Raw genomic sequence first — 19,874 nt, forward strand, 5'->3', positions numbered from 1 at the left:
AATGAAGTACACTTAATCAAATAAAGGTGCGTATCCTAGTGAAAGGTAAAAATGAAAGCATATTCCCTCGATTTACGCCAAAAAATTCTTGATACATATTTACAAGGGGGAATATCACAACGTCAATTAGCCAAAAGATTTTGTGTAACTTTAAGTTTTATCGAGAAATTACTAAAACAGTATAGAGAAACAGGTAGTATCGCACCTAAAGTCAGGACGGAACAAACACCACCAAAACTCAACTCTGAACAATTTAATATTCTCAAAGAAATAGTAGAAGCCAATAATGATGCTACTTTATCAGAAATTCGCTCAATTTTGGCAGAAAAAACAGGAGTCATAATTGGTATTTCTACAGTAGATAGAATGTTACAGAAGATGGAAATCAGCCTTAAAAAAACATTACACGCCTCGTAAAAAGAAACTGAAAGAGTTCAATCATTAAGAGTACAATCTGGCTCCAACTTCAGGGTATACCAGCTAAAAACCTCATATTTATTGACGAAGCAGGAGCTAATCTATCTTTAATAAGACACTCGGCTCGCTCTAAAAAAGGTACTCATGGCGCATGGTTCACGACCTCAAAAACGTTGTAAAAATGTCTCTATAATTGGTGCCATCGCTCTGAAAGGGGTGATTAGCCAATATAGCATTTTAGGTGCAACTGATGGACTCACATTTGAGGCTTATATCTCTCAAAAATTAGTTCCAAAACTTTGGGAAGGTGCTTATGTAATCATCGACAATTGTTCAATTCATAAAGGTGCAGAGATTGAAAAGATAATCCAGTCTGCTGGAGCTAAGTTGATTTATTCACCACCATATTCTCCTGATTTTTCCCCTATTGAAAATTGTTGGTCAAAAATTAAAAATCTATTACGTTCTATTGGTTCTAAGAGTTATCCAGATTTAGCAAAAGCGATTGAAACTGCTTTTAGTCAAGTCACATTAAATGATATTTATAATTGGTTTACCCATTGTTGCTACTGTACTTCACTAGACTAAGAAATGCTATAGTGTTAGACACTAATAATATATAACAACACCAGTTCTTAACACATAATGAGAAAATATTTCTTTCCCGTTAGTTATCCTCTGTGAATTTATAATATAATTATTAAATATTGATAACCATATACAATTATTTAGCAGTATTCTTATTAACTTTTAAATTATTATTAAAATAAGCTTTTAATATTATTTAACTAACTGTTATTTAGTAAGTTAAAATATCTATTGAACAAATAAAAGTTTGATAAAATTATGGCAAGCAAAAAACATAATTTACTTAATCACGGTTGTTTACTCAATTCCACGAATAAAAAGATAGTCGTCAATTTAGCTACAGGTGATATCTTAAATCTAATAACCCAAGAATTAAAAACTCGTTACTCACCAGAAACTCAAAAACTTGTACTCGAAGGGACTTCAAAGTTAGTACCTGATTATGTCCTTCAAGAACTATTGCAGCGTCAACAGCAGCTAGTCAACCTTAACCCTGATAGTCTAATTGTAGTTAACTGTGGGATAAAAGAGGCAGAGGTTGATGAATTTGGCTTAAATTTAAATGTCGAAGTATATTTTGTAATTGGAGATGTCAAAGGTCAAAATCATTTTCGCGCTCATCGGATAGTCCTTTGGTCTGATATCTGGGGTGATGAAGAACAGCTTTTCGATTTAGAAGATGAGCTTGGTGAACAATTCTTTTCAGATTATCAAATTCAGTTGCTTTTTGATGAAAAAAATCAGGAAACAATTGAATTAGAAGTTTCACAAACAGATGATTATCCAGCAAGGTTAGAATTTCACCCATCTGTGAAAAGGTTTTTACCGTCCCTAGTTCCTTTTACTGATAATGATTTTTAAAATCAGTTGAAAAGGTAAATGGTCGAGGTACTTGGAGGGCTTTCTTGAGCAAGGAGGGTGAAGAAGTTGCAAGAGAAAGAGTTATTGAGCAATAATTCTTCTTTCTCCCTTGTCCCCCTGCCTCAAAAGTCCCTCTGCAAGCCTTACGCTGTCTACCTTTAGGCTTAACAAGCCGGAGATTCGGCGCAGGGGCAAGATGCGAGCTGGTCAGTTCTACATTAGAGTTTGTTTCCTCATTCGGTAAGGCTGTTGGGACTGCTGATAGTGAGCTGTTCACCGAATGGATATTTGGGGCAGTGGCAAGTGGCTGTTAACTTTGGGGACAGGTGTAAATCTGTTGTTTGCGATTGGTTGGCGGTGGTTTAGACCATGCCTTCACAAAGCTCATTCTGATTAATTTGTAACAACAGATTTGACGATTACGTAATCAGCGTGAGCGGGAAACTTCATAATGAAGTTCCGCAAAGGCATTGCCATATACCTTTGCAGATAAAAGTTTTAACGGAGGTGTAACAATTTTACGTGGTAGCAATGATGCTCCACTCCCCAGTGTGACTGACGCAATCTGAACAATTACCTCATCAAGTAACCCATGATCATGAAATTGACCAACTAAGTCTCCACCGCCCATCAACCAGATATTCTTATTGCCTACCACCTCAATCATCTCTTGATGAACACTCCGGACATCCCCTTTAACAAATCTAATATCCGCTCCTTCCACAGTAGGCAAAACGCGAGTAGTAAATACCCAAGTTGGTTGCTCATAAACCCATCGTTGCTGATGCTGTGCTTGTTCATTGATCTGATGAGTGAGAATCCATTCATAGGTTGTCGAACCCATTGCTATTGCCCCAACAGAGCTGATGAAGCCAGAATAGCTGCTATCTTCAAGTTCGCCAAATTGCAATAGCCAAGAGAGAGAATTTTCTTCATCAGCAATGAAGCCATCTAAGCTGCTGGCAGTGTAATACTGAGTTTTCATGACAAAATTCCAACTCGACCAACATTAAACTAAATACAGTGCTGATAAGTGCAAGAGACAAATCGCACAGTGTTATCTCAGGTTAATATATCTCATTTGTATTATATGTGTTACAATAGGCGATATACATAAATACCAGAGGCAAAAAATGAAAATGCAGGACGCATAAACGGCGGCTTTAAATTAAGTCGCCAAATCGAACAACAATTTATTAAATTTTATAAAGAACACGGGCATTATCATTTACCAGAACATTCCTTAATCTCGCAAGATAAGGATTTACTCTACACAATTGCTGGGATGATACCATTTAAGCCCATGTTTGAAGGGCATCAACAGCCTATACATAAACGAGTTGTAACATCTCAAAAATGTATTCGTACCAATGACATTGACTCGGTAGGTAAGTCTAAAAGACACCTAACGGGATTTACAATGTTAGGACATTTTAGTTTTGGAGATTACTTCAAACAGGAAAGCATTTGTTTAGGTTATAAATTAGTAACTAAAATTTATGGTATCAATTCCAATAATTTGATTATTACAGTTCACCCAGATGATCAAGAAACTCAAGAAATCTGGTCTAAATATTTGCCGCAAGAGCGTATTGTCTTAACTTATGAAAACATTTGGAGTTCAGGACAACCTGGAATTTTAGGACAGTGTACAGAGTTCTTTTACGATTTTGAACCGCACAAAAAACTAGATAGCATTGACCTAGATTCAGACCGATTTTTGGAGTTTTACAATATTGTTTTTGTTGATTCTCAAGTTGACATTAATGGCAATATAGCTCCCACCCCTATTAGATGTATTGACTCTGGTTTAGGATTAGAACGCTTAACTTATGTATTAAGCAAGAAAAAAAGTATTTATGAGATAGATTGCTTCTGCCAAACTTTTGATAATCCTATTTTAACAGACCACTACCGAACCTGTAGTTGGATTATGAGTGAAGGTATAACGCCTAGCAATTCTAAGCATGGTTATATCCTCCGCAAATTAATGAGAAGAATGTTTCATCTTGGATATAAGCCAAATGATAATTTGATTTTCATAGAAGAATATGAAAAATACCAAAAAGTCTTATCGCTTGGTAAGCAAAAGTTAAGCAAAATTGCTAACCCCAGCGAAAGTGATTTATTAATTCTTTACCAAACTTTTGGTATACCTATTGAAATTAGTCAACAGATTATTAATAACAAAAAGATAATTTAAAAATCCTATACAGCAGGGTCAATGAATCAAAAAGAAGTAGTGAAGGCTATTTTGCTCGCTTGTCCAAAATGGAAAGTTAAATCAATCCGCTATCTTGATGAAGGAGACTTCTGTTGGGCATATCTTATCAATGATGGGTGGGTCTGCCGCTTAGCGAAACATGATGCTGCGCGTCAAAGCCTCCGTCGTGAATACTGTCTACTCCCTAGTCTGGCAGGTCAATTTACGCTCAAAATTCCGTCACCACAGATTGCAGGCATGGATGATCAGGGGGAACTGCGATTCACCGTCTACCCTTTTGTGCCAGGTGTCTCATTATCACAAGAACGATACCTTAGCCTCGATGCAACCAGTCGTACACACTGCGCCCAACAGGTTGCGACGTTCCTGACCCAACTTCACGCCAGTAATCTGTTGACCGCAAACACCTGTAGTATACCCGTTCAGAACTATGCCGAGCAGTATTCTGACCTGTTATCACGATCACGGGCAGAGTTGTATCCAATCCTTAATAAACCAGAGAGACATTTTATTGAGCAAGCGATCAGCAAATATTTGGAATCTGCTAACACACAGGCGTTTCATCCAGTATTGCTGCACGGCGATCTCAGTCCTGATCACGTCCTTTTTGATCAGGGGTCAAAGTCAGTGACCGCCATCATTGATTTTGGAGATATGATGATTGGTGATCCGGCATGGGATCTTGTCTTCATCTACGAGGACTATGGCTTAGATTTTCTGTCGCGTCTGCTAAACGGATATCCCAGACAAGAGCTAATTTCATTATTACACCGCGTCTATCAACACTATTTAATTGCGGCGATTGATTGGGCAGTTGGTTCACTCTTACGTAGTAATGACGAATTTGCGGCGGCGATCGCCCAATTACACCTGATCAGGATTCAAGAGGAACAGCACCGTCAAGCCTTGTTTTCTGCCTGTGGAGTTGCCTAACAAGCACCAAAAATTGCCCCTCGGTTTGCTGGAAAATACTCCCCAATTTTGGACAGGATTTGCGATCAAGTATTCGATTTCTGTTGCTTTCTCTTTCTTTTTTTGTATTTGCAGATAATTCATAAAATATTATTGTTAGTTAAGAATGAAGATGAATAAAGAACGGAGCAGCACGTCATGAACGACTGGAATTTGCCTTGGTCAGGCTCCTGCCGTTGCGGACAGATACAGTTTCAGGTGAATGCCCCGCCTCTGCTGACGATGGCTTGCCACTGCACAGGTTGCCAGCGAATGACTGCCAGCGCTTTTTCTTTAAGCGTTGCGATTCCAAGCGCTGGGTTCTCAATACTCAAAGGTCAGCCGACCGTCGGCGGTTTGCATGGCGCGACTCGCCATTACTTCTGCCCACACTGCATGAGTTGGATATTTACTCGCCCAGAAGGAATGGACGAGTTCGTTAACCTTCGTGCGACAATGCTGGATGATGTGTCATGGTTCACGCCTTTCATCGAAACTTGGACAAGGGAAAAGCTGACATGGGCCATAACTTCTGCGGTTCATAGCTTCGAGACCCTGCCCAGAGAAGAAGATTATGCTCCCCTGATAGAAGAATACGCCAAGCAAGCGTCGAAACCTGCACCATGACTCTAACTTGAAAGCTTCCCCAATCTTCGACTCCGTTCTTGGCACCAAGTTCTGTTGCGATAGCGTGCGAATGTCCTATTTCCACCCTTTGCTAACGCTTGGGCGGCAGGGAAGTTCTACCGCCAAATCTTGCTGTAGAACGGGATAAGGGGGGAATGGTACGCTTGTTAAGCGTAAACCCTTTATATAACTGGATGAGAGGGTGTGGGAAATCAAGAAAATGTTGAACTCCTTGACGCAACTAAAGTTTAATTGTCTTAAACACGAAGGGAGCAACCCTACTCCCAACAAGATAGCCAAGCGCGAGGTTTCACGTTTTCAAGCGTGACATTCGGATAAGGGGGAAAGAGAGCTACTAAGAATCTGCACCGACTGGGGCAATTATTCTACATCCTGGCTCATGCGTCATCGCTTGGGATTGAGCTACTGCTTCCGTTGATAGTTTACAGTCATAAACTGATGCCATTGCCCGTCATCGCCCAGCACATGAGATGTCATCACCCGATGATTATCACTCTTGAACTCAATTACATCTCTGTAGTTTGCTATCTTGTCATCGCCCGTCATCGCGGGGCCTTGAGAATTAAGCCTTAGTATGTTTTCATCTGCGTCCAATTCACCCTCGTAAAACCACAGATAAGTCATCATTGACCCAATCCAGGTACCGACATAGCGTTGTTTGTGCGGGTCATATCCGAGGGTTATTACCATTGTTACTGCACCACAACCGGGCATTTCCCCCTGTGCTTCAGCTAGAACCCAGACCTCACCGAGCGTTCGCACGCTTTCCGTTCCTGTTGCTCTTTCAGGCGGCTGCTCTGGACTCATCATTGCCTCTGTTTCATAAGTCCACTCACCAACAAGTTTATGTAACCACTGATGTTCTTTTTGTGGCTTAGTATTCATTGTCGGCTCCTGTTGTGTTTTGCTTGTCTTCATTGCTTTAGCTCCTTTTGATGAATCATTGAGGGATGTGATTAGTGCGAAGCCCAACTTCGTAGGCGAAGGCACTCTAAAGGGCTAGAACCGCGTTAAATAATAGAAATTCAAGACTTAATTAGTACATCAGCACTATCATCCTGGAACGGCTGATTGAGATTGTTGACTTACGGGGGGACAAAAACTTTGGTATCCATGATTTCTTCTTTTGAAGTTGATTGCAGAGCGAAGAATTAGCGAGAAGCCGCTGGTGATGGAAATGATGGGAGATACTTGTAGATATTTCCTACGAATAACAAGTCAGCCAGTCTCCTGGCAGTTGATCATCCAGGGAATACCAAATTGATCAACCAACATCCCAAAGCGGACAGACCAGAAGGTTTGAGCAATCGGCATCTTCACTTTTCCTTTTTCTGCCAGGACATGGAAGACACGTTCTGCTTCTGCTGGGTCGTCAACGCTGATTTGTACATAGAAGCCCTGGGGTGTTTCAAAATACCCAGGCGGGCTGTCAGACCCCATCAAGAGGCGATCGCCCAGATCAAGGCAGACGTGCATGATTTTGTCATGCCAATCGGCAGGTATATGTTCTGCTGTAGGAGCATCCCCATGAGTGAGCATCATCACGATTTTGCCGCCTAGACATTGTTCGTAGAACTTGAATGCCGTTTCACAGTTGCCGTTAAAGTTGAGATAAGAATTGATTTTCATGATGTATTGTTTGAATTGGTTGATGATTGAGTTAACCTAACTATGGGTTAAGCGTGAGGACGGCTTGAGAAGTCTGTGGCTCGAAAGGGACGGAACAATGCTCATGCACAATCTGCCATTCACCTTGATTGCGTTAGTAGCCAGCAGTGAACCGCAGCCAAGTCTGCATCGCCGGATGATCCGAAGCCATGTCTGTGAAGCGTAAGAGCCAGTGGGCAAAAGCCAGGTCGCCGCTTACAAAGATGTTGAGATCCCGCGTCTGTATCCCGAAGGAGCTTGGAAAGTAAGGCAAACACTCCTCCCAAATGCGGCGGAAGTCATTTGCACTTCGGGTTTGGAATGGCGGTTTACAATCGAAGAAAATGACATCTGTACTGTAGTAAGCCATTATTCGGTCTACATCTTTGGCACAAATGGCACTTTGTTGCTCGGTGATTAGTTGTCGAATCTGAGCTTCGTCTTGTGTATTGGTGGTTTCCTGTGTCATTTTGGTAATCATATTTTCTCTTTTTGAAAATTCATCAGTTGGTATCTTTCCCTTTGTAATTGCTTCCGCACGTGGCAGATACTAATTTTCAGGCAAGCCTGCGACTTCAATCACAGGGCGGATTTCGACAGTGCCGACTTGCGCTGCTGGAATCTGGGCGGCGATCGCGATCGCTTCGTCAAGATCCTGGGCATCGATTAGAAAGAATCCGCCCAATTGTTCGCGTGTTTCTGCAAACGGCCCGTCGGTTACTAGCGGTTTGCCATCGCGCACTCGGATGCTGGTTGCAGTCGCTACAGAGTGAAGCGGGGCAGTGGCTAGATATTGCCCTTTTGAATTGAGTTGCTGTGCGAGCTGCGCGGATTTCACATAACAGTCCTCCCGCTCGGTTTGGCTCAGGGCATTTTCTTCCAGGTAAATCAGCAGTACATATTTCATTGAATTGCCTCCGTTGTTTGCCTTTGTAATTAAGTCGAACGACAATTGCTCAAATCGACACCTCTCTTAAAATTTTTTGATCAGTTAGATACAATCGAGCTTTATCTGTGTTCTTTCCTTTTGTGAGTAAGTCGAACGGCAATTGCTGAAATCGACACCTCTGGTAAAATTTTTTCCGGCGTCAGCTATGACCTCAAACGCACAATCAGATGTAACAATCGCGATCACCTCCATTTATCGCGCCGAGTGGGGTCGGATTGTTGCCACGCTCATGGGGCTGGTTGGGGATTTCGATGTGGCTGAAGAGGCGGCACAAGAAGCTTTTAGTGCTGCGGTGAATCAGTGGCAGTCTACAGGTATTCCCGATCTCCCCTGTGCGTGGATTATTAAAGCAGCTCGATACAAAGCCATTGATCGTCTCCGACGCCGGACGCGGCTAACAGAAAAATTAGAATGGTACACTGCATCTGGGTTAATCCCGACAAGCGAGGAGCCAACCTACGACACCGATGAAATTCCAGATGATCGACTGCGGTTGATCTTCACTTGCTGCCACCCAGCGCTGGCGCTCGATGCTCAGGTTGCTCTGACACTGCGAATGTTAGGCGGACTTGAGACGGATGAAATTGCACGAGCGTTTCTCGTACCCACGGCAACGATGGCGCAACGGCTGGTGCGTGCCAAGCGCAAGATCCGTGATGCAGGTATTCCCTATAAAGTGCCAGACATGGCCGAGCTGTCTGCACGGGTAGACGCAGTGCTGACGGTGATCTATCTTATTTTCAACGAAGGCTACGCAGCAACAAGAGGCGAGATAATGGTGAGAGATGACCTTTGTACAGAAGCTATTCGCCTAGGTCGCCTCGTAAGCATATTGATGGCACCGCAGCCGCCAGCAGAAGTAACTGCACTTCTTGCGCTGATGTTACTGCACGACTCGCGGCGCGATGCCCGTCTTGATGAAGCTGGCGATCTTGTCTTGCTCGAAGATCAAGATCGTAGTCGCTGGAACCAAGAGCAAATTTCTGAGGCACTACCAATGGTCGAGGAGGCACTGCGGGGCGGAACTGGCCCATTTGCAGTGCAAGCGGCGATCGTAGCACTACATTGTCAGGCAACACGGGCACAAGAAACAGACTGGTTGCAGATTGTCCGCCTCTACGATTTGCTCGAACGCTTACAGCCCTCACCAATCATATCGCTCAACCGCGCGGTGGCAATCTCAATGGTAGACAGTCCTCAGACGGCGCTTGGACTCATCGATGGGCTTGCCTCCCAGCTTGATGGCTACCATTTATTTTACGCTGCGCGTGCCGAGCTACTACGCCGTATTGGAGCCTACCAAGAAGCCGCACAGAGCTACACGCTAGCCCTCGCGCTGGTCACGAATAACAGCGAACGTCGCTTTTTGGAGCGTCGGCTGCGCGAAGTTCAGTTCCAATGTCCAGCATCGCCGGACACAGGTACAAATTATTGACTATGTGGATCTTGTGCAGGCATGGAGTAAACTACCCCACACAATTCTAAAAAGAATCGACCACATTTATCTCTCTCAGTATCTGATTTTTGGAGAGACATTCTACGACTTGGTGATGCAGAAACTCGAACAACACAAGGGTGATAAGGTTATTACTGAAGAACCACACACTTATTACTTCAGTCTGCAATTTCAATTGACGATTTCACCTGCAAGGTCAGCACAAAAACCTTGCCAGGAGACAGGATATCCTAAAATGACTACATAATGAAGGATGTAGCTATTTATAGTAAAACAATTAGGCACTGGTACTAATAAGGGACTTCCAAAAAATAAATTATCCAAAATTATTTGTACATTTGTAGTAGGGGCGCAAGGCCTTGCGCCCCTACGATAGGATGTTTTTTAAACTTGAAGTCCCTAATAACGAAAAACGCTGAAATAGGTTTAGTTTCGGTTGTCTAAGCGAAGCAATAATGCTGCTAATATCTTATTTCAATTTTGACGGCACAATTATCTTTGTGCCTTTGTGGTTCCAAAATATTCGTTTAACCACAAAGGCACTAAGGCACGAAGATTTAAAACCACAATTTTATATGGCTATTTCATCTTGTAATAATGAGTTTTAGACTTTCTGAAGTTGAAGGTTATTTTTGAATATTTCTTGAACGTTTTTCCAAGCATCAGCAGCAGCTTCGGCATTGTAACTAGCACGGTGGTTGCAGAAAAACCCATGCCCTGCTCCGGGATAGCGGAAGATAGCATGAGGAATTTGATATTTCTTTAATTCAGCTTCAATCTGCTCTGTATGTTCTAAGGGAATTCCTTGGTCATCAAGACCAAAGAAGGCGTAAATCGGATTTTTAATCTCTGGAGTGCGAGTGATGGTAGGTTCTCCACCGCCAGGAGTTGAGTTAGTAATGCCGCCACCATAGAAGGAAGCTGTAACTTTGATATCTGATAAAGTAGCAGCAAGGTAAACAACATGACCACCGAAGCAGAAACCAATGGAGCCGATCGCATCTGGTTGCACATTTGGTAAAGTTCTGAGATAGGCGATCGCTGCCTTAATATCACTTAATATTTCATCTGCTTTCGTCTGCTCCTTATATCCTCTGCCTTTTTGAATATCTTCAGGATTATATCCAGCCTCGAAACCAGGAGCAATGCGTTGAAAGAGAGTCGGTGCGATCGCCACATATCCATCTTTGGCAAACTTTTCAGCGACTTCCCGAATGTGAATATTTACCCCAAAAATTTCCTGAATCACAATCACAGCAGGAAACTTTCCCTCTTTTGCAGGTTCAGCTAAGTAAGCGTCAATTTGCAAATCACCGTTAGGAACTTTAACTTGACTAGTGCGAATTTCTGTGTTTGTCATTGTTAGGAATTAGCTCGCAATTGCTTTGAAAACTGGATTTTGTATGGTAAGTTTTGTAAAAACTACTTAAACCTTACCGATATACCGTAGTTTAAGGAGTAGTATTTCACAAACAATGTGCAAAGGCAAGTCCTTATTTAAGAAGGGAACAGGTTACAGGTTATATGGGATAGTTCTTTTTTCTGTTCTCTGTGGCCTGTCCCCTAAATTCTGATCTATATCAATGGGAGAATGAAAATGGCGCTGAAGGCAGTTCATCATGTACAAGTGACATACCCTCTTGAGGTGGAGAATGCAATGCTGTTTTTTTACAGCAAAGTGTTAGGATTAACTGAAATTCCTAGACCGGATGTAATCAAAAATGAATCAGGAGCGTGGTACTTACTGGGAGACATAGAAATACACGTTAGTACAGAGAAAAACACCAATAACCAAACATCTAGACGACATTTTTGTTTCCAAGTCGATAACTTGAATACTTTTAAAGAACACCTAAAAGCACATGGAGTAGAAATTATTCCAGATCAACGGCCACTTCCAGGATACATTCGGTTTTTCCTGCGCGATCCTGGTGGTAATCGTATAGAGATTGCAGAGTTAATCAAAGGTTCAACTGTAAAACTAATAGCAGATGAGTTGTCATTTGACAAACCATCAGTAGTAGTAAGTTAAATGAAACTTTCCGATTAAACAATGTCCAGTAGAATTCAGGTGGTCGCACCTGCGCTCGGCGACCACCGAGCGCACTTGTGCTGAGCATAGCCAAAGTAGCCGAGGTGAGTCAGGAGTCAGAATTCAAGAGTAGAGACGCGATTATACTCTTACGACAAGCCGCTCTTCGAGCGTCTACGCGTCTCTACAGAATTCAGAAGTAAAACAGGCTTTTTACCTAACTTTACTTCGACTACTTCGGCTGCGCTCAGTACAAGTATGCTCAGTAACCATAAGACATATATTATGTACTTCACTTCTTTGAAATACGCTGTAGACATATGAACAATCTACGCATTTTGCAGTTTGCTATGTGCGTGGACTTTAATTAATACCAAAATTATGTGGATTGAAGCTGCATCTGCGGAACATCAGAGAGCCTTTGACGAATGGGGTAAATGCGATCGCCTCGAAATAAAAACCTGTCGTCCTATTATTGACGGTAAAAGAATTCCCGCAAGTCATGAAGCAATAGTTTTTGCATTTTTAGCTGATGGATTAGAAGAACCTGTGGGTAGATTCAGATATTTTGATATTAATCCCCGTAATCGTTCGGCAGAATTCGGATATACAGTCAACCCAATATATAGAAAGCAGGGTATGGGGACGAAGATGTTGATTACTGCTATAAATCAAATATTTTCAACAACAGAAATCAATAAATTATATTGTCAGACTGCTGCTTTCAACATTGCCTCAGTTAGGCTACTCGAAAAGTTGTGTTTTTGTAGAGACGGAATTTTGAGAGAGCATCACGAGTTAAACGGAAAGTTATGGGATGATTATATTTACAGCATTTTACGTAGCGAGTGGGAAAATAGGAAATTTTTTAATAATAAATTTACTTAAAATATTAACATTAAACAGAGTAATTCTAAATTAGTTGTAAAATTTATTAAGTAGTAAAATCTATCTATAAATTGTTTACAAAAATTAGGCTGATATAGAGGTAAATTAAGTTATGGCAGATTTAATTAATAAACAAATTTTACTTAAAACCCGCCCAGTTGGTGAGCCAAAAGAGAGTGATTTCGTATTAGTAGAAACGCCAACTCCAGAACCGAGTGAAGGCGAAATACTGAGCCGTACTGTTTATTTATCTCTCGACCCTTATATGCGTGGTCGCATCAGTGCAGGTGAGTCTTATGCTGCATCAGTCGAGTTGAACTCAGTTATTGTAGGTGGAACAGTTAGCCAAGTAATTAAATCAAATCATCCTCAGTTTCAAGTAGGAGATTTTGTTCTTAACAGTAATGGTTGGCAAACTTATGGTGTCTCCAAGGGCGAAACGCTGCGTAAAATTGATCCAAGTCAGGCTCCTTTATCTTATAGTCTAGGTGTACTGGGTATGCCTGGTTTCACTGCTTATGCTGCTCTTTTGGATGTAGGTCAACCTAAAGAAGGTGAAACTGTTGTGGTTTCAGCAGCTTCAGGTGCTGTTGGCGCAGTAGCAGGTCAAATTGCCAAAATTAAAGGTGCAAGAGTAGTAGGAATTGTTGGGAGCGACGAGAAGCGGGACTATATAGTTAAGGAATTAGGTTTTAATGCTGGTATTAACCGCAAAACTCAAGAACTTTATCCAGCACTCAAAGAAGCTGCTCCTAATGGCATTGATGTTTACTTCGACAATACCGCAGGGGTGATTTTAGAAACGGTATTGCAGCAGATCAACCTTGGGGCAAGAATTCCATTAGTAGGTTTGATTTCGCAATACAATGCTACATCTTCTCCTCCAGGGCCAAACTTAATGCCTTTGCTAATCAAGCGGGCTTTAATTAAAGGGTTTCTAGTTAGCGATTACCAACATCGCTTTGATGATTTTTTGCGTGATGTTTCTGGATGGCTGCACTCAGGTGAAATTAAGTATAAAGAAGATGTGGTTCTTAGTTTGGAGAATGCACCGCGTGCTTTTATCGGTTTGCTGCGAGGCGAGAACTTTGGCAAGCTGATTGTTAAGGTGAGTACAGAAGAGAATGGGGACTAGGGACTAGGGACTGGGGGCTGGGGAGTAAATTCAAAAGGTTAGTTCCTCTGAAAACTGTAGCTAACTCCAGACAGAAACACCCCAACACCCTGAGAAATAAAATCTCAATTATTAGGCAGCATGGGGCATTGAAAGTAGAGACGCGATTAATCGCGTCTCTACAAGAGTCAAGAATTAGTATTTATCCTATTTGTCCCCCTTGTCCCCCCCCTTGCTCCCCTGCCTCCTAATAATCCTGCCAAACGATGCTAAGTTATCAAACTCTGGGATGATGAGCTTTTAGCATTTAAATTGACAAAATTACTCTATAAAGAGTGATATTTAAGCGATAGGCAGCGATTATCGCAAAGGATAAGGGGCATGATTAAATCTTGGATGGTGATTGGGGCCGTCGCTTTTGTAGTTGCTCTAGCGGCTAACTTCATTACGCCAAGCGATCGCCAATGGTTCAAACGCTTGCAGCGACCTAGATGGCTAACTTTTGAGGCAGCAATTCCAATTATTTGGACTGTAATATTTATTTGCGGTGCTTGGTCAGCTTACATTGTTTGGGAAAATGACCCAGGAAGCAATACAACCTGGTTAATGATGGGTTTATATCTACTACTGGAAATTGTCACCATTGCCTATACACCTGTAATGTTCAGGCTCCGGAGTCTTAAGGTAGGTACAATTCTTGGTGGCACAGGTTTTGTAATCGGTCTTTTATTAACACTTGCTGTTTTGCCTATTTCTGGTTGGGCAGCACTATTATTAGTTCCCTATTTACTGTGGAGTCCTATTGGTACTTATACCACTTGGCAGATGATAAGCCTCAATCCTCAAGATGCTTGATATTCAAACCAACGAATGATTTAACTCTTGCTCTAAATTGTCAGACTTGCAAAATATGAGTCGAAAAAACATACAGGCATAGGGTAAAGATGATTAAATCTTGGATGGTTATTGGAGCTGTAACTTTCGTAGTCGCACTTGGTAGTTTCTTTATCACACCACGCGATGTCAAATGGTTTGCACAGTTAAGTCGTCCTCGCTGGCTTGTTTTTGAGCCGCTGATTCCACTCATTTGGACTGTGATTTTTATTTGCGGTGCAGCTTCAGCTAATATTGTCTGGCAAAAAAATCCAGGCAGCATAATTACTTGGCTACTAATGGGTTTGTACCTTCTATTGGAAATTATCACCATTGCCTACATACCTCTAATGCTGAGGTTTCGCAGTCTCAAAACTGGAGAAATTATCGGGCTAGTAGGTCTAATTTTAGGCATTGTCCTGGCAATCTCCGTATTACCAATTTCTCCACTGGCGACGGGGTTACTCATTCCTTATCTAGTTTGGAGTCCAATTGGTACTTACACCACCGACGAATTAAAAGACTTAAATCCTCAAGATGCATAGTAGAGCATGGGGCATGGGGAGTAGAGACGCGATTATACTCTTACGAGAAGCCGCACTCCCTGCGTCTACGCGTCTCTACAAGAGTTAGTTATTTTTCTCTCATCTCCCTCAGTTCCTCCCTGCAACGCACCTAAACAAAACGCCCATAGCGTGCTGTGACAATATTGGCTGGATTGGATTGATTATTTAGCCAAGCCCACATTTGATCTCCAAGGGAAAAATGCCACCATTCTTTAGGATTGCGCTGAAACCCAGCTTTTAACATCACATCTCGGAGTAACTGACGGTGAAGATGATAGTGTTGTGCATTAGTGTGGTTACTATTGGCATAGTAATCGGGATGCGATCGCTCTGACATTTCATCAATCGGTGCACCCATATTCACGATTTGCCCTACATCATCTACCAGCGTCACATCCACTGCTGCACCCGTACTATGGGGAGGAGGAGTTTTTTTATCCAAACTTGGTACAGCCCAAATTTCGTAAACCGCTTCCCAAATTGCTTGGCGTTGATTTGGTGATAACACCGCCTCACTCAGTCCTCTTTCCTGCACTGCTTGGGCAAAGCTATAATCCACCATGAACTGCTGTACACCTACTGGGCGATAACCATCAAAAATTTGGATACGCCAGTTAGGATGCAGAAAATTGAGATAATTCTGCGCTTGAATCAAATTTTTAATAACACTCTGGCGAAGATAATAGGGAGAATGTTCTCCATAAGGCGCACCTAATTTTTTATAAGGATGGGGAGATTCCACTGCAAACAATTCTAAAGGAATCTCCATCAACGGTTCACCACACTCAAATATTGGTATCTGATGATAGGGTCTCATCTTCTCAGCAGCAGAGGACTCACGCATTTTAACGAAAACACACGATTTTGTATGTATCATCAGACTCTACTTTAAGACTATGCTGCTTTACTGTTCCCGCCTATTTTCTAATTCAGATAAAAAGCTAATTGTCAAGTCTTCTAGCTTTCTAGATGCAATAGGTTCTATAAATTTATCTAAAGGATTTAAATCAACTATATAATTACCTATTTGAATTCCAAGCGGTTCTAAATGTTTTCCTGGAATTTCTTTGTGAATCAGCCCGAATTTTTTATTATTTAAATGAGTAATTAGCCAGGCTACATCGCTATTTTCTCTTGTTTTTTCATCTTTGTATATATCTTTTTCACTACCAGCGATTGTATCCTTATTAAATGAGATGAGCGCTGTTAAATTAAATAAATCACTGTTTTTGATAAAGCACTGAGTCTGTTTTCTAGTAGGCAGTACTCCAAGTCCTACTCTGTCAAGGAAGTGCGCTACAAAAGCTAGAGGTTTAGGTATAGCACTTTGGGTATCACTAATATCTGGTGCTATCAATAAAGACCCTTGACCTTTAATAGATAACTTTTCATGCTGAATTTTTTGGAGACTATCTTCTATACTTTTTAACTGAATCTCACTGTTTTTAGTACACTCGTCTAAAATATTTTTGCTGTCTTCTCCGCTTAAAAATTCTAATAGAGTAATATATTTACAACCTAAACTGTGACCAATCCATAAATATTTATTTTTATCCTGATATATATCTGATTTATAATTTAATTGTTTAGCTATTTTAGTAAGCTCCTCTGCTATGATATTCTGCTCTTGAAATAAACTAATAGCAATAGGCCAGTGACGAAAACTAAACCTGAATGGTAGAGCAACTATTGTATAACCTTGCTCAAATATTTGTCTGAAAAAATACCGATAAAATAAAGTTGGGAAACTACCAAAGAAAGCGCCTCCAATAAACTGTACTACGCCCTTTGGGTTGGGATGAATAGTAACCCAACTGAAGGAAACGGGTCGAAATCTAAATTCTGCATTCATATAAATGTTCCTCGGCGTTCAATAAATATTTATAGTTTAGAATTACCTCATACTCACGTTCACAGGTATACAGCATTTGTATATCTTAGAGAACGTTGGCTCGGGTAAATTTTACTTTTGTTGAATAACGGAAGCTACAAAATCAAATCGCAACATTCCGGATAACACCAAGAGATATTTTTTTAAATCTTTAATTTATTAGAGTTTGGCATCGCAATTCTAAATTCTTCGGTAAGAACAAAATTCCCGACTTATTTAACAAGTCGGGAATCTAAGCCTTTCGATTTCCATAAATCAAAAAAAATTGCTGTAAAGATTACTTATCTGTCTCCTTGTTGAAAGGAACTGATTTGTATTACATTACTGCTTTGTTATTTTTTCTACCACCTCTGGTACTGGGTCATAACCACCTGGATGAAAAGGATGACAACGGAAAATACGTCGAATTCCCATCCATCCGCCACGCCAGACTCCAAATCTTTCAATTGCTTGAATTGCATACATCGAACAAGTTGGTTGAAAGCGGCAAGTTGGAGGATACAACGGTGAAATAAACATTCGGTAGCCCCGAATCAACCAAATAAATAATACTTTCATTGCAGTAACAAAAATCTAATAAAGTAGTAACAAAGGTCAAAATTTCTCAGTAGCATCTTTGTTGAGTATATTTCCCGGTTTAGAATTAATTCCCCCCTTATGGCTACAAATTGCCATTATTGCAGTTTGGGTTTTACTCATACTCCTAATCGCATGGGGTGTAGACCGCTTCACCAATGGCGATTCAGAAATCGTTAGGAAGATAGTTCATATTGGCACTGGCAATGTGATTTTGCTTGCTTGGTGGTTAGATACTCCTGCAAGTCTGGGGATTACAGCTTCAATTTTAGCGAGTGTAATCACTTTATTATCCTACCGATTTCCCCTGCTTCCTGGTATTAATAGCGTCGGACGCCAAAGTTTGGGAACATTTTTTTACTCTGTCAGTTTCGGTATTTTAGTCGCCTGGTTCTGGTACTTGCAACAACCCCAGTACGCAGCATTAGGAATTTTAGTAATGACTTGGGGTGATGGACTAGCAGCTTTGATTGGACAGCGCTTTGGTAAACATAAGTATAAAGTTTTTGATACGCAAAAAAGTTGGGAAGGTTCTCTAACTATGATGCTTGCTAGTTTTGTCGTCAGTAGTTTGATTTTACTGGCAACGCAAGGCAACATTTGGCAAACTTGGGTAATATCAATGGTGGTGGCATTTATTGCTACTGGTTTAGAAGCTTTTTCATCTCTAGGTATTGATAATTTTACAGTTCCTGTAGGCAGTGCTGCACTGGCTTTTGCATTAGTTAAGCTAATGATTAATACGTTTTAATCGCTTGTCTGAACGACAATACGTTTAGTAGAGACGTTGCATTGCAACATCTCTACACGCATATCCTCTACTTAATAGTCGTAATAGCGGTGGTGACGGTCATATCTGTAACGATTTTGATAGTACCTACGGTAATGAATGTATAGAGGATCGTAAATCCCTTGCTGGTAATATCTGGATCGATGATAATACCGTCTTCGATGATGATATCGGGGATAGTAACCTCTGTGATGGTAATACCTGTATCTTCGATGATGCGACCGATGACAACGATAGTAACGACGGTGGTTTTTGTAATAGTGGCGGTATTGTTTATTTTTTAATTTTTCTCTCTCAGTTTCCAAATCCTCCTGAGTTGGGTTTGATTCTGCAACTATAAGCGGTAATGACTTGACCACATCCTGATTTGCCTGTGTCTGGCCAACTGATGACAATTCTTCAGACTTGAGTAGCATCTGAGATTCATTTGTTGGGGATGCTGTGGCTATCTCAAGTCCAAGGCAACTAGGCAATAATAAAACACTGATTACAAATTTCCAAAACATTGCTTCACTCTCCTAATTTCTCGTTCTCTAGCAAAGCTAAAGAATGCCTAATTTGAATTGAACTTGGGCTGAAATAGGATTTACGCAGTGAAACAAACAAAATTGACAATGATTTTACTCAAGGCATAGTAGAGCCTATATATATTATTTACCATACGGAAGATGGTAAAGAGACTTATTGGCGATCGCTCATCGAATTCTCTGTAAAACTTAACTTTTTATTACTATATGTTTACAAATTGAGATATAAACTTTGTTTAATTCATCAATCAAGATAGAGCTAGTTAAACGGTGGCATAATTTTAATAATACTTAAATAGTAATTGACAATTTAAAACTTAAATATTGATTAAAGTTGTTGTATAGGTATTAACCGATTTAAGTACTTTTTTTGGTCAAAGTTAAATATTAATACATCTGTGGACATTGTTGTTAGGATTAAATACAGCTAGCTATCTATGTACTGATTTGAAAATACGATACCGTAAGATCCTGCCGGAAGCGATCGCGCACGTTCATTTTTACAACTATACTTATCATACTAAGTATTTTTATCTTGCCTTATATTAATAATTGGCAGTTTCTCATCACTGATTTTTTGATGTTTTTCTGCTTATTAATGTTAGCTGAGTTTCGCTGTGACTATGTATGAATTAGGTTATCGTTAACACTATATAAGAATAAATTAGTATTACGAGTGATGAATAGTACAATCGTGCAATCAGTAAAAGTTGTGGTTTTATATCTCTAAAATCTGTGGATATCTGTTGAAATAGTTTAAATACTTTTAAAAACATCGAATATTGGCAATTCCTACTCTTGGGATAGGGGGATATCTAAAGAAAATGAAAGATTTTATCTCTACTTTTAGAAGTAAAAATATAAGCTTGATTTCTA

Annotated in this window: 22 protein-coding genes and 2 pseudogenes; 14 read left to right on the forward strand and 10 right to left on the reverse strand. The window is 40.7% G+C overall.

Annotation, left to right across the window (positions count from 1 at the left end; genetic code table 11):
* Positions 1 to 51 precede the first annotated feature (51 nt).
* Positions 52 to 1,005, forward strand: a pseudogene (locus WKK05_RS13820) (IS630 family transposase).
* Between the two features lie 258 nt (positions 1,006 to 1,263).
* Positions 1,264 to 1,866, forward strand: a complete 603-nt coding sequence (locus tag WKK05_RS13825) for a hypothetical protein (protein ID WP_341530232.1) — start codon at positions 1,264 to 1,266, stop codon at positions 1,864 to 1,866.
* A 427-nt stretch (positions 1,867 to 2,293) separates the two neighbouring features.
* Here the strand turns inward: WKK05_RS13825 and WKK05_RS13830 are convergent, their stop codons facing one another.
* Positions 2,294 to 2,851 carry a dihydrofolate reductase family protein gene (locus tag WKK05_RS13830; protein ID WP_341530233.1) on the reverse strand — a complete coding sequence of 186 codons (558 nt, stop codon included), beginning with the start codon at positions 2,849 to 2,851 and terminating at the stop codon, positions 2,294 to 2,296.
* Positions 2,852 to 3,046: 195 nt separating this feature from the next.
* Between WKK05_RS13830 and WKK05_RS13835 the strand changes: the two genes are divergently transcribed.
* From WKK05_RS13835 to WKK05_RS13850, 4 genes and pseudogenes are all read left to right on the forward strand, one after another.
* Positions 3,047 to 4,069 carry an alanine--tRNA ligase-related protein gene (locus tag WKK05_RS13835; RefSeq protein ID WP_341531085.1) on the forward strand — a complete coding sequence of 341 codons (1,023 nt, stop codon included), beginning with the start codon at positions 3,047 to 3,049 and terminating at the stop codon, positions 4,067 to 4,069.
* A gap of 51 nt (positions 4,070 to 4,120) precedes the next feature.
* Complete coding sequence (locus WKK05_RS13840; RefSeq protein ID WP_341530234.1) at positions 4,121 to 5,023, forward strand: aminoglycoside phosphotransferase family protein; 903 nt, start codon at positions 4,121 to 4,123, stop codon at positions 5,021 to 5,023.
* A gap of 291 nt (positions 5,024 to 5,314) precedes the next feature.
* Positions 5,315 to 5,488, forward strand: a pseudogene (locus tag WKK05_RS13845) (GFA family protein); the annotation flags it as partial.
* Between the two features lie 21 nt (positions 5,489 to 5,509).
* On the forward strand, positions 5,510 to 5,668 hold the full coding sequence (locus WKK05_RS13850) for a hypothetical protein (protein WP_341531303.1): 159 nt from the start codon (positions 5,510 to 5,512) through the stop codon (positions 5,666 to 5,668).
* A 423-nt stretch (positions 5,669 to 6,091) separates the two neighbouring features.
* On the opposite strand, the gene WKK05_RS13855 is transcribed toward WKK05_RS13850, so the two are convergent.
* The 4 genes from WKK05_RS13855 to WKK05_RS13870 form a co-directional block, all read right to left on the reverse strand.
* Positions 6,092 to 6,607, reverse strand: a complete 516-nt coding sequence (locus WKK05_RS13855) for a DUF1579 domain-containing protein (protein WP_341530235.1) — start codon at positions 6,605 to 6,607, stop codon at positions 6,092 to 6,094.
* Positions 6,608 to 6,907: 300 nt separating this feature from the next.
* Complete coding sequence (locus tag WKK05_RS13860; RefSeq protein ID WP_341530236.1) at positions 6,908 to 7,318, reverse strand: VOC family protein; 411 nt, start codon at positions 7,316 to 7,318, stop codon at positions 6,908 to 6,910.
* 133 nt (positions 7,319 to 7,451) lie between these two features.
* Positions 7,452 to 7,817 (reverse strand): nuclear transport factor 2 family protein, encoded by a 366-nt coding sequence (locus WKK05_RS13865; protein WP_341530237.1) that lies wholly within the window; start codon positions 7,815 to 7,817, stop codon positions 7,452 to 7,454.
* Between the two features lie 69 nt (positions 7,818 to 7,886).
* Complete coding sequence (locus WKK05_RS13870; RefSeq protein WP_341530238.1) at positions 7,887 to 8,243, reverse strand: YciI family protein; 357 nt, start codon at positions 8,241 to 8,243, stop codon at positions 7,887 to 7,889.
* A gap of 187 nt (positions 8,244 to 8,430) precedes the next feature.
* Between WKK05_RS13870 and WKK05_RS13875 the strand changes: the two genes are divergently transcribed.
* Both WKK05_RS13875 and WKK05_RS13880 read left to right on the forward strand, forming a co-directional pair.
* Positions 8,431 to 9,720, forward strand: a complete 1,290-nt coding sequence (locus tag WKK05_RS13875; protein ID WP_341530239.1) for an RNA polymerase sigma factor — start codon at positions 8,431 to 8,433, stop codon at positions 9,718 to 9,720.
* 4 nt (positions 9,721 to 9,724) lie between these two features.
* A complete protein-coding gene (locus tag WKK05_RS13880) occupies positions 9,725 to 9,988 on the forward strand; it encodes a hypothetical protein (RefSeq protein ID WP_341530240.1) in 264 nt (87 codons plus the stop codon).
* Positions 9,989 to 10,345: 357 nt separating this feature from the next.
* Here the strand turns inward: WKK05_RS13880 and WKK05_RS13885 are convergent, their stop codons facing one another.
* Positions 10,346 to 11,101 carry a dienelactone hydrolase family protein gene (locus tag WKK05_RS13885; RefSeq protein WP_341530241.1) on the reverse strand — a complete coding sequence of 252 codons (756 nt, stop codon included), beginning with the start codon at positions 11,099 to 11,101 and terminating at the stop codon, positions 10,346 to 10,348.
* A 237-nt stretch (positions 11,102 to 11,338) separates the two neighbouring features.
* Between WKK05_RS13885 and WKK05_RS13890 the strand changes: the two genes are divergently transcribed.
* From WKK05_RS13890 to WKK05_RS13910, 5 genes are all read left to right on the forward strand, one after another.
* Complete coding sequence (locus WKK05_RS13890; RefSeq protein WP_341530242.1) at positions 11,339 to 11,773, forward strand: VOC family protein; 435 nt, start codon at positions 11,339 to 11,341, stop codon at positions 11,771 to 11,773.
* A 381-nt stretch (positions 11,774 to 12,154) separates the two neighbouring features.
* Positions 12,155 to 12,661: a GNAT family protein gene (locus WKK05_RS13895; RefSeq protein ID WP_341530243.1), complete on the forward strand. Its 507-nt coding sequence runs from the start codon at positions 12,155 to 12,157 to the stop codon at positions 12,659 to 12,661.
* A 112-nt stretch (positions 12,662 to 12,773) separates the two neighbouring features.
* Positions 12,774 to 13,796 (forward strand): NADP-dependent oxidoreductase, encoded by a 1,023-nt coding sequence (locus WKK05_RS13900; protein WP_341530244.1) that lies wholly within the window; start codon positions 12,774 to 12,776, stop codon positions 13,794 to 13,796.
* Positions 13,797 to 14,156: 360 nt separating this feature from the next.
* Positions 14,157 to 14,630 carry a TspO/MBR family protein gene (locus WKK05_RS13905; protein ID WP_341530245.1) on the forward strand — a complete coding sequence of 158 codons (474 nt, stop codon included), beginning with the start codon at positions 14,157 to 14,159 and terminating at the stop codon, positions 14,628 to 14,630.
* A gap of 89 nt (positions 14,631 to 14,719) precedes the next feature.
* Positions 14,720 to 15,193: a TspO/MBR family protein gene (locus WKK05_RS13910; RefSeq protein WP_341530246.1), complete on the forward strand. Its 474-nt coding sequence runs from the start codon at positions 14,720 to 14,722 to the stop codon at positions 15,191 to 15,193.
* 130 nt (positions 15,194 to 15,323) lie between these two features.
* Here the strand turns inward: WKK05_RS13910 and WKK05_RS13915 are convergent, their stop codons facing one another.
* From WKK05_RS13915 to yidD, 3 genes are all read right to left on the reverse strand, one after another.
* The gene (locus tag WKK05_RS13915; RefSeq protein WP_341531086.1) at positions 15,324 to 16,031 is read right to left on the reverse strand and encodes a M15 family metallopeptidase; all 708 of its coding nucleotides are present in this window, start codon (positions 16,029 to 16,031) and stop codon (positions 15,324 to 15,326) included.
* 87 nt (positions 16,032 to 16,118) lie between these two features.
* Positions 16,119 to 17,066: a DUF1350 family protein gene (locus WKK05_RS13920; protein WP_341530247.1), complete on the reverse strand. Its 948-nt coding sequence runs from the start codon at positions 17,064 to 17,066 to the stop codon at positions 16,119 to 16,121.
* A gap of 360 nt (positions 17,067 to 17,426) precedes the next feature.
* Positions 17,427 to 17,663 (reverse strand): membrane protein insertion efficiency factor YidD, encoded by a 237-nt coding sequence (yidD, locus tag WKK05_RS13925; protein ID WP_341530248.1) that lies wholly within the window; start codon positions 17,661 to 17,663, stop codon positions 17,427 to 17,429.
* A gap of 58 nt (positions 17,664 to 17,721) precedes the next feature.
* On the opposite strand from yidD, the gene WKK05_RS13930 reads away from it, so the two are divergent.
* A complete protein-coding gene (locus WKK05_RS13930; RefSeq protein ID WP_341530249.1) occupies positions 17,722 to 18,432 on the forward strand; it encodes a diacylglycerol/polyprenol kinase family protein in 711 nt (236 codons plus the stop codon).
* Positions 18,433 to 18,503: 71 nt separating this feature from the next.
* Here WKK05_RS13930 and WKK05_RS13935 read toward each other — a convergent pair whose 3' ends face one another.
* Positions 18,504 to 18,977: a hypothetical protein gene (locus WKK05_RS13935; RefSeq protein WP_341530250.1), complete on the reverse strand. Its 474-nt coding sequence runs from the start codon at positions 18,975 to 18,977 to the stop codon at positions 18,504 to 18,506.
* Positions 18,978 to 19,874 lie beyond the last annotated feature (897 nt).

This window comes from Nostoc sp. UHCC 0302 (assembly GCF_038096175.1).
GTDB lineage: Bacteria > Cyanobacteriota > Cyanobacteriia > Cyanobacteriales > Nostocaceae > UHCC-0302.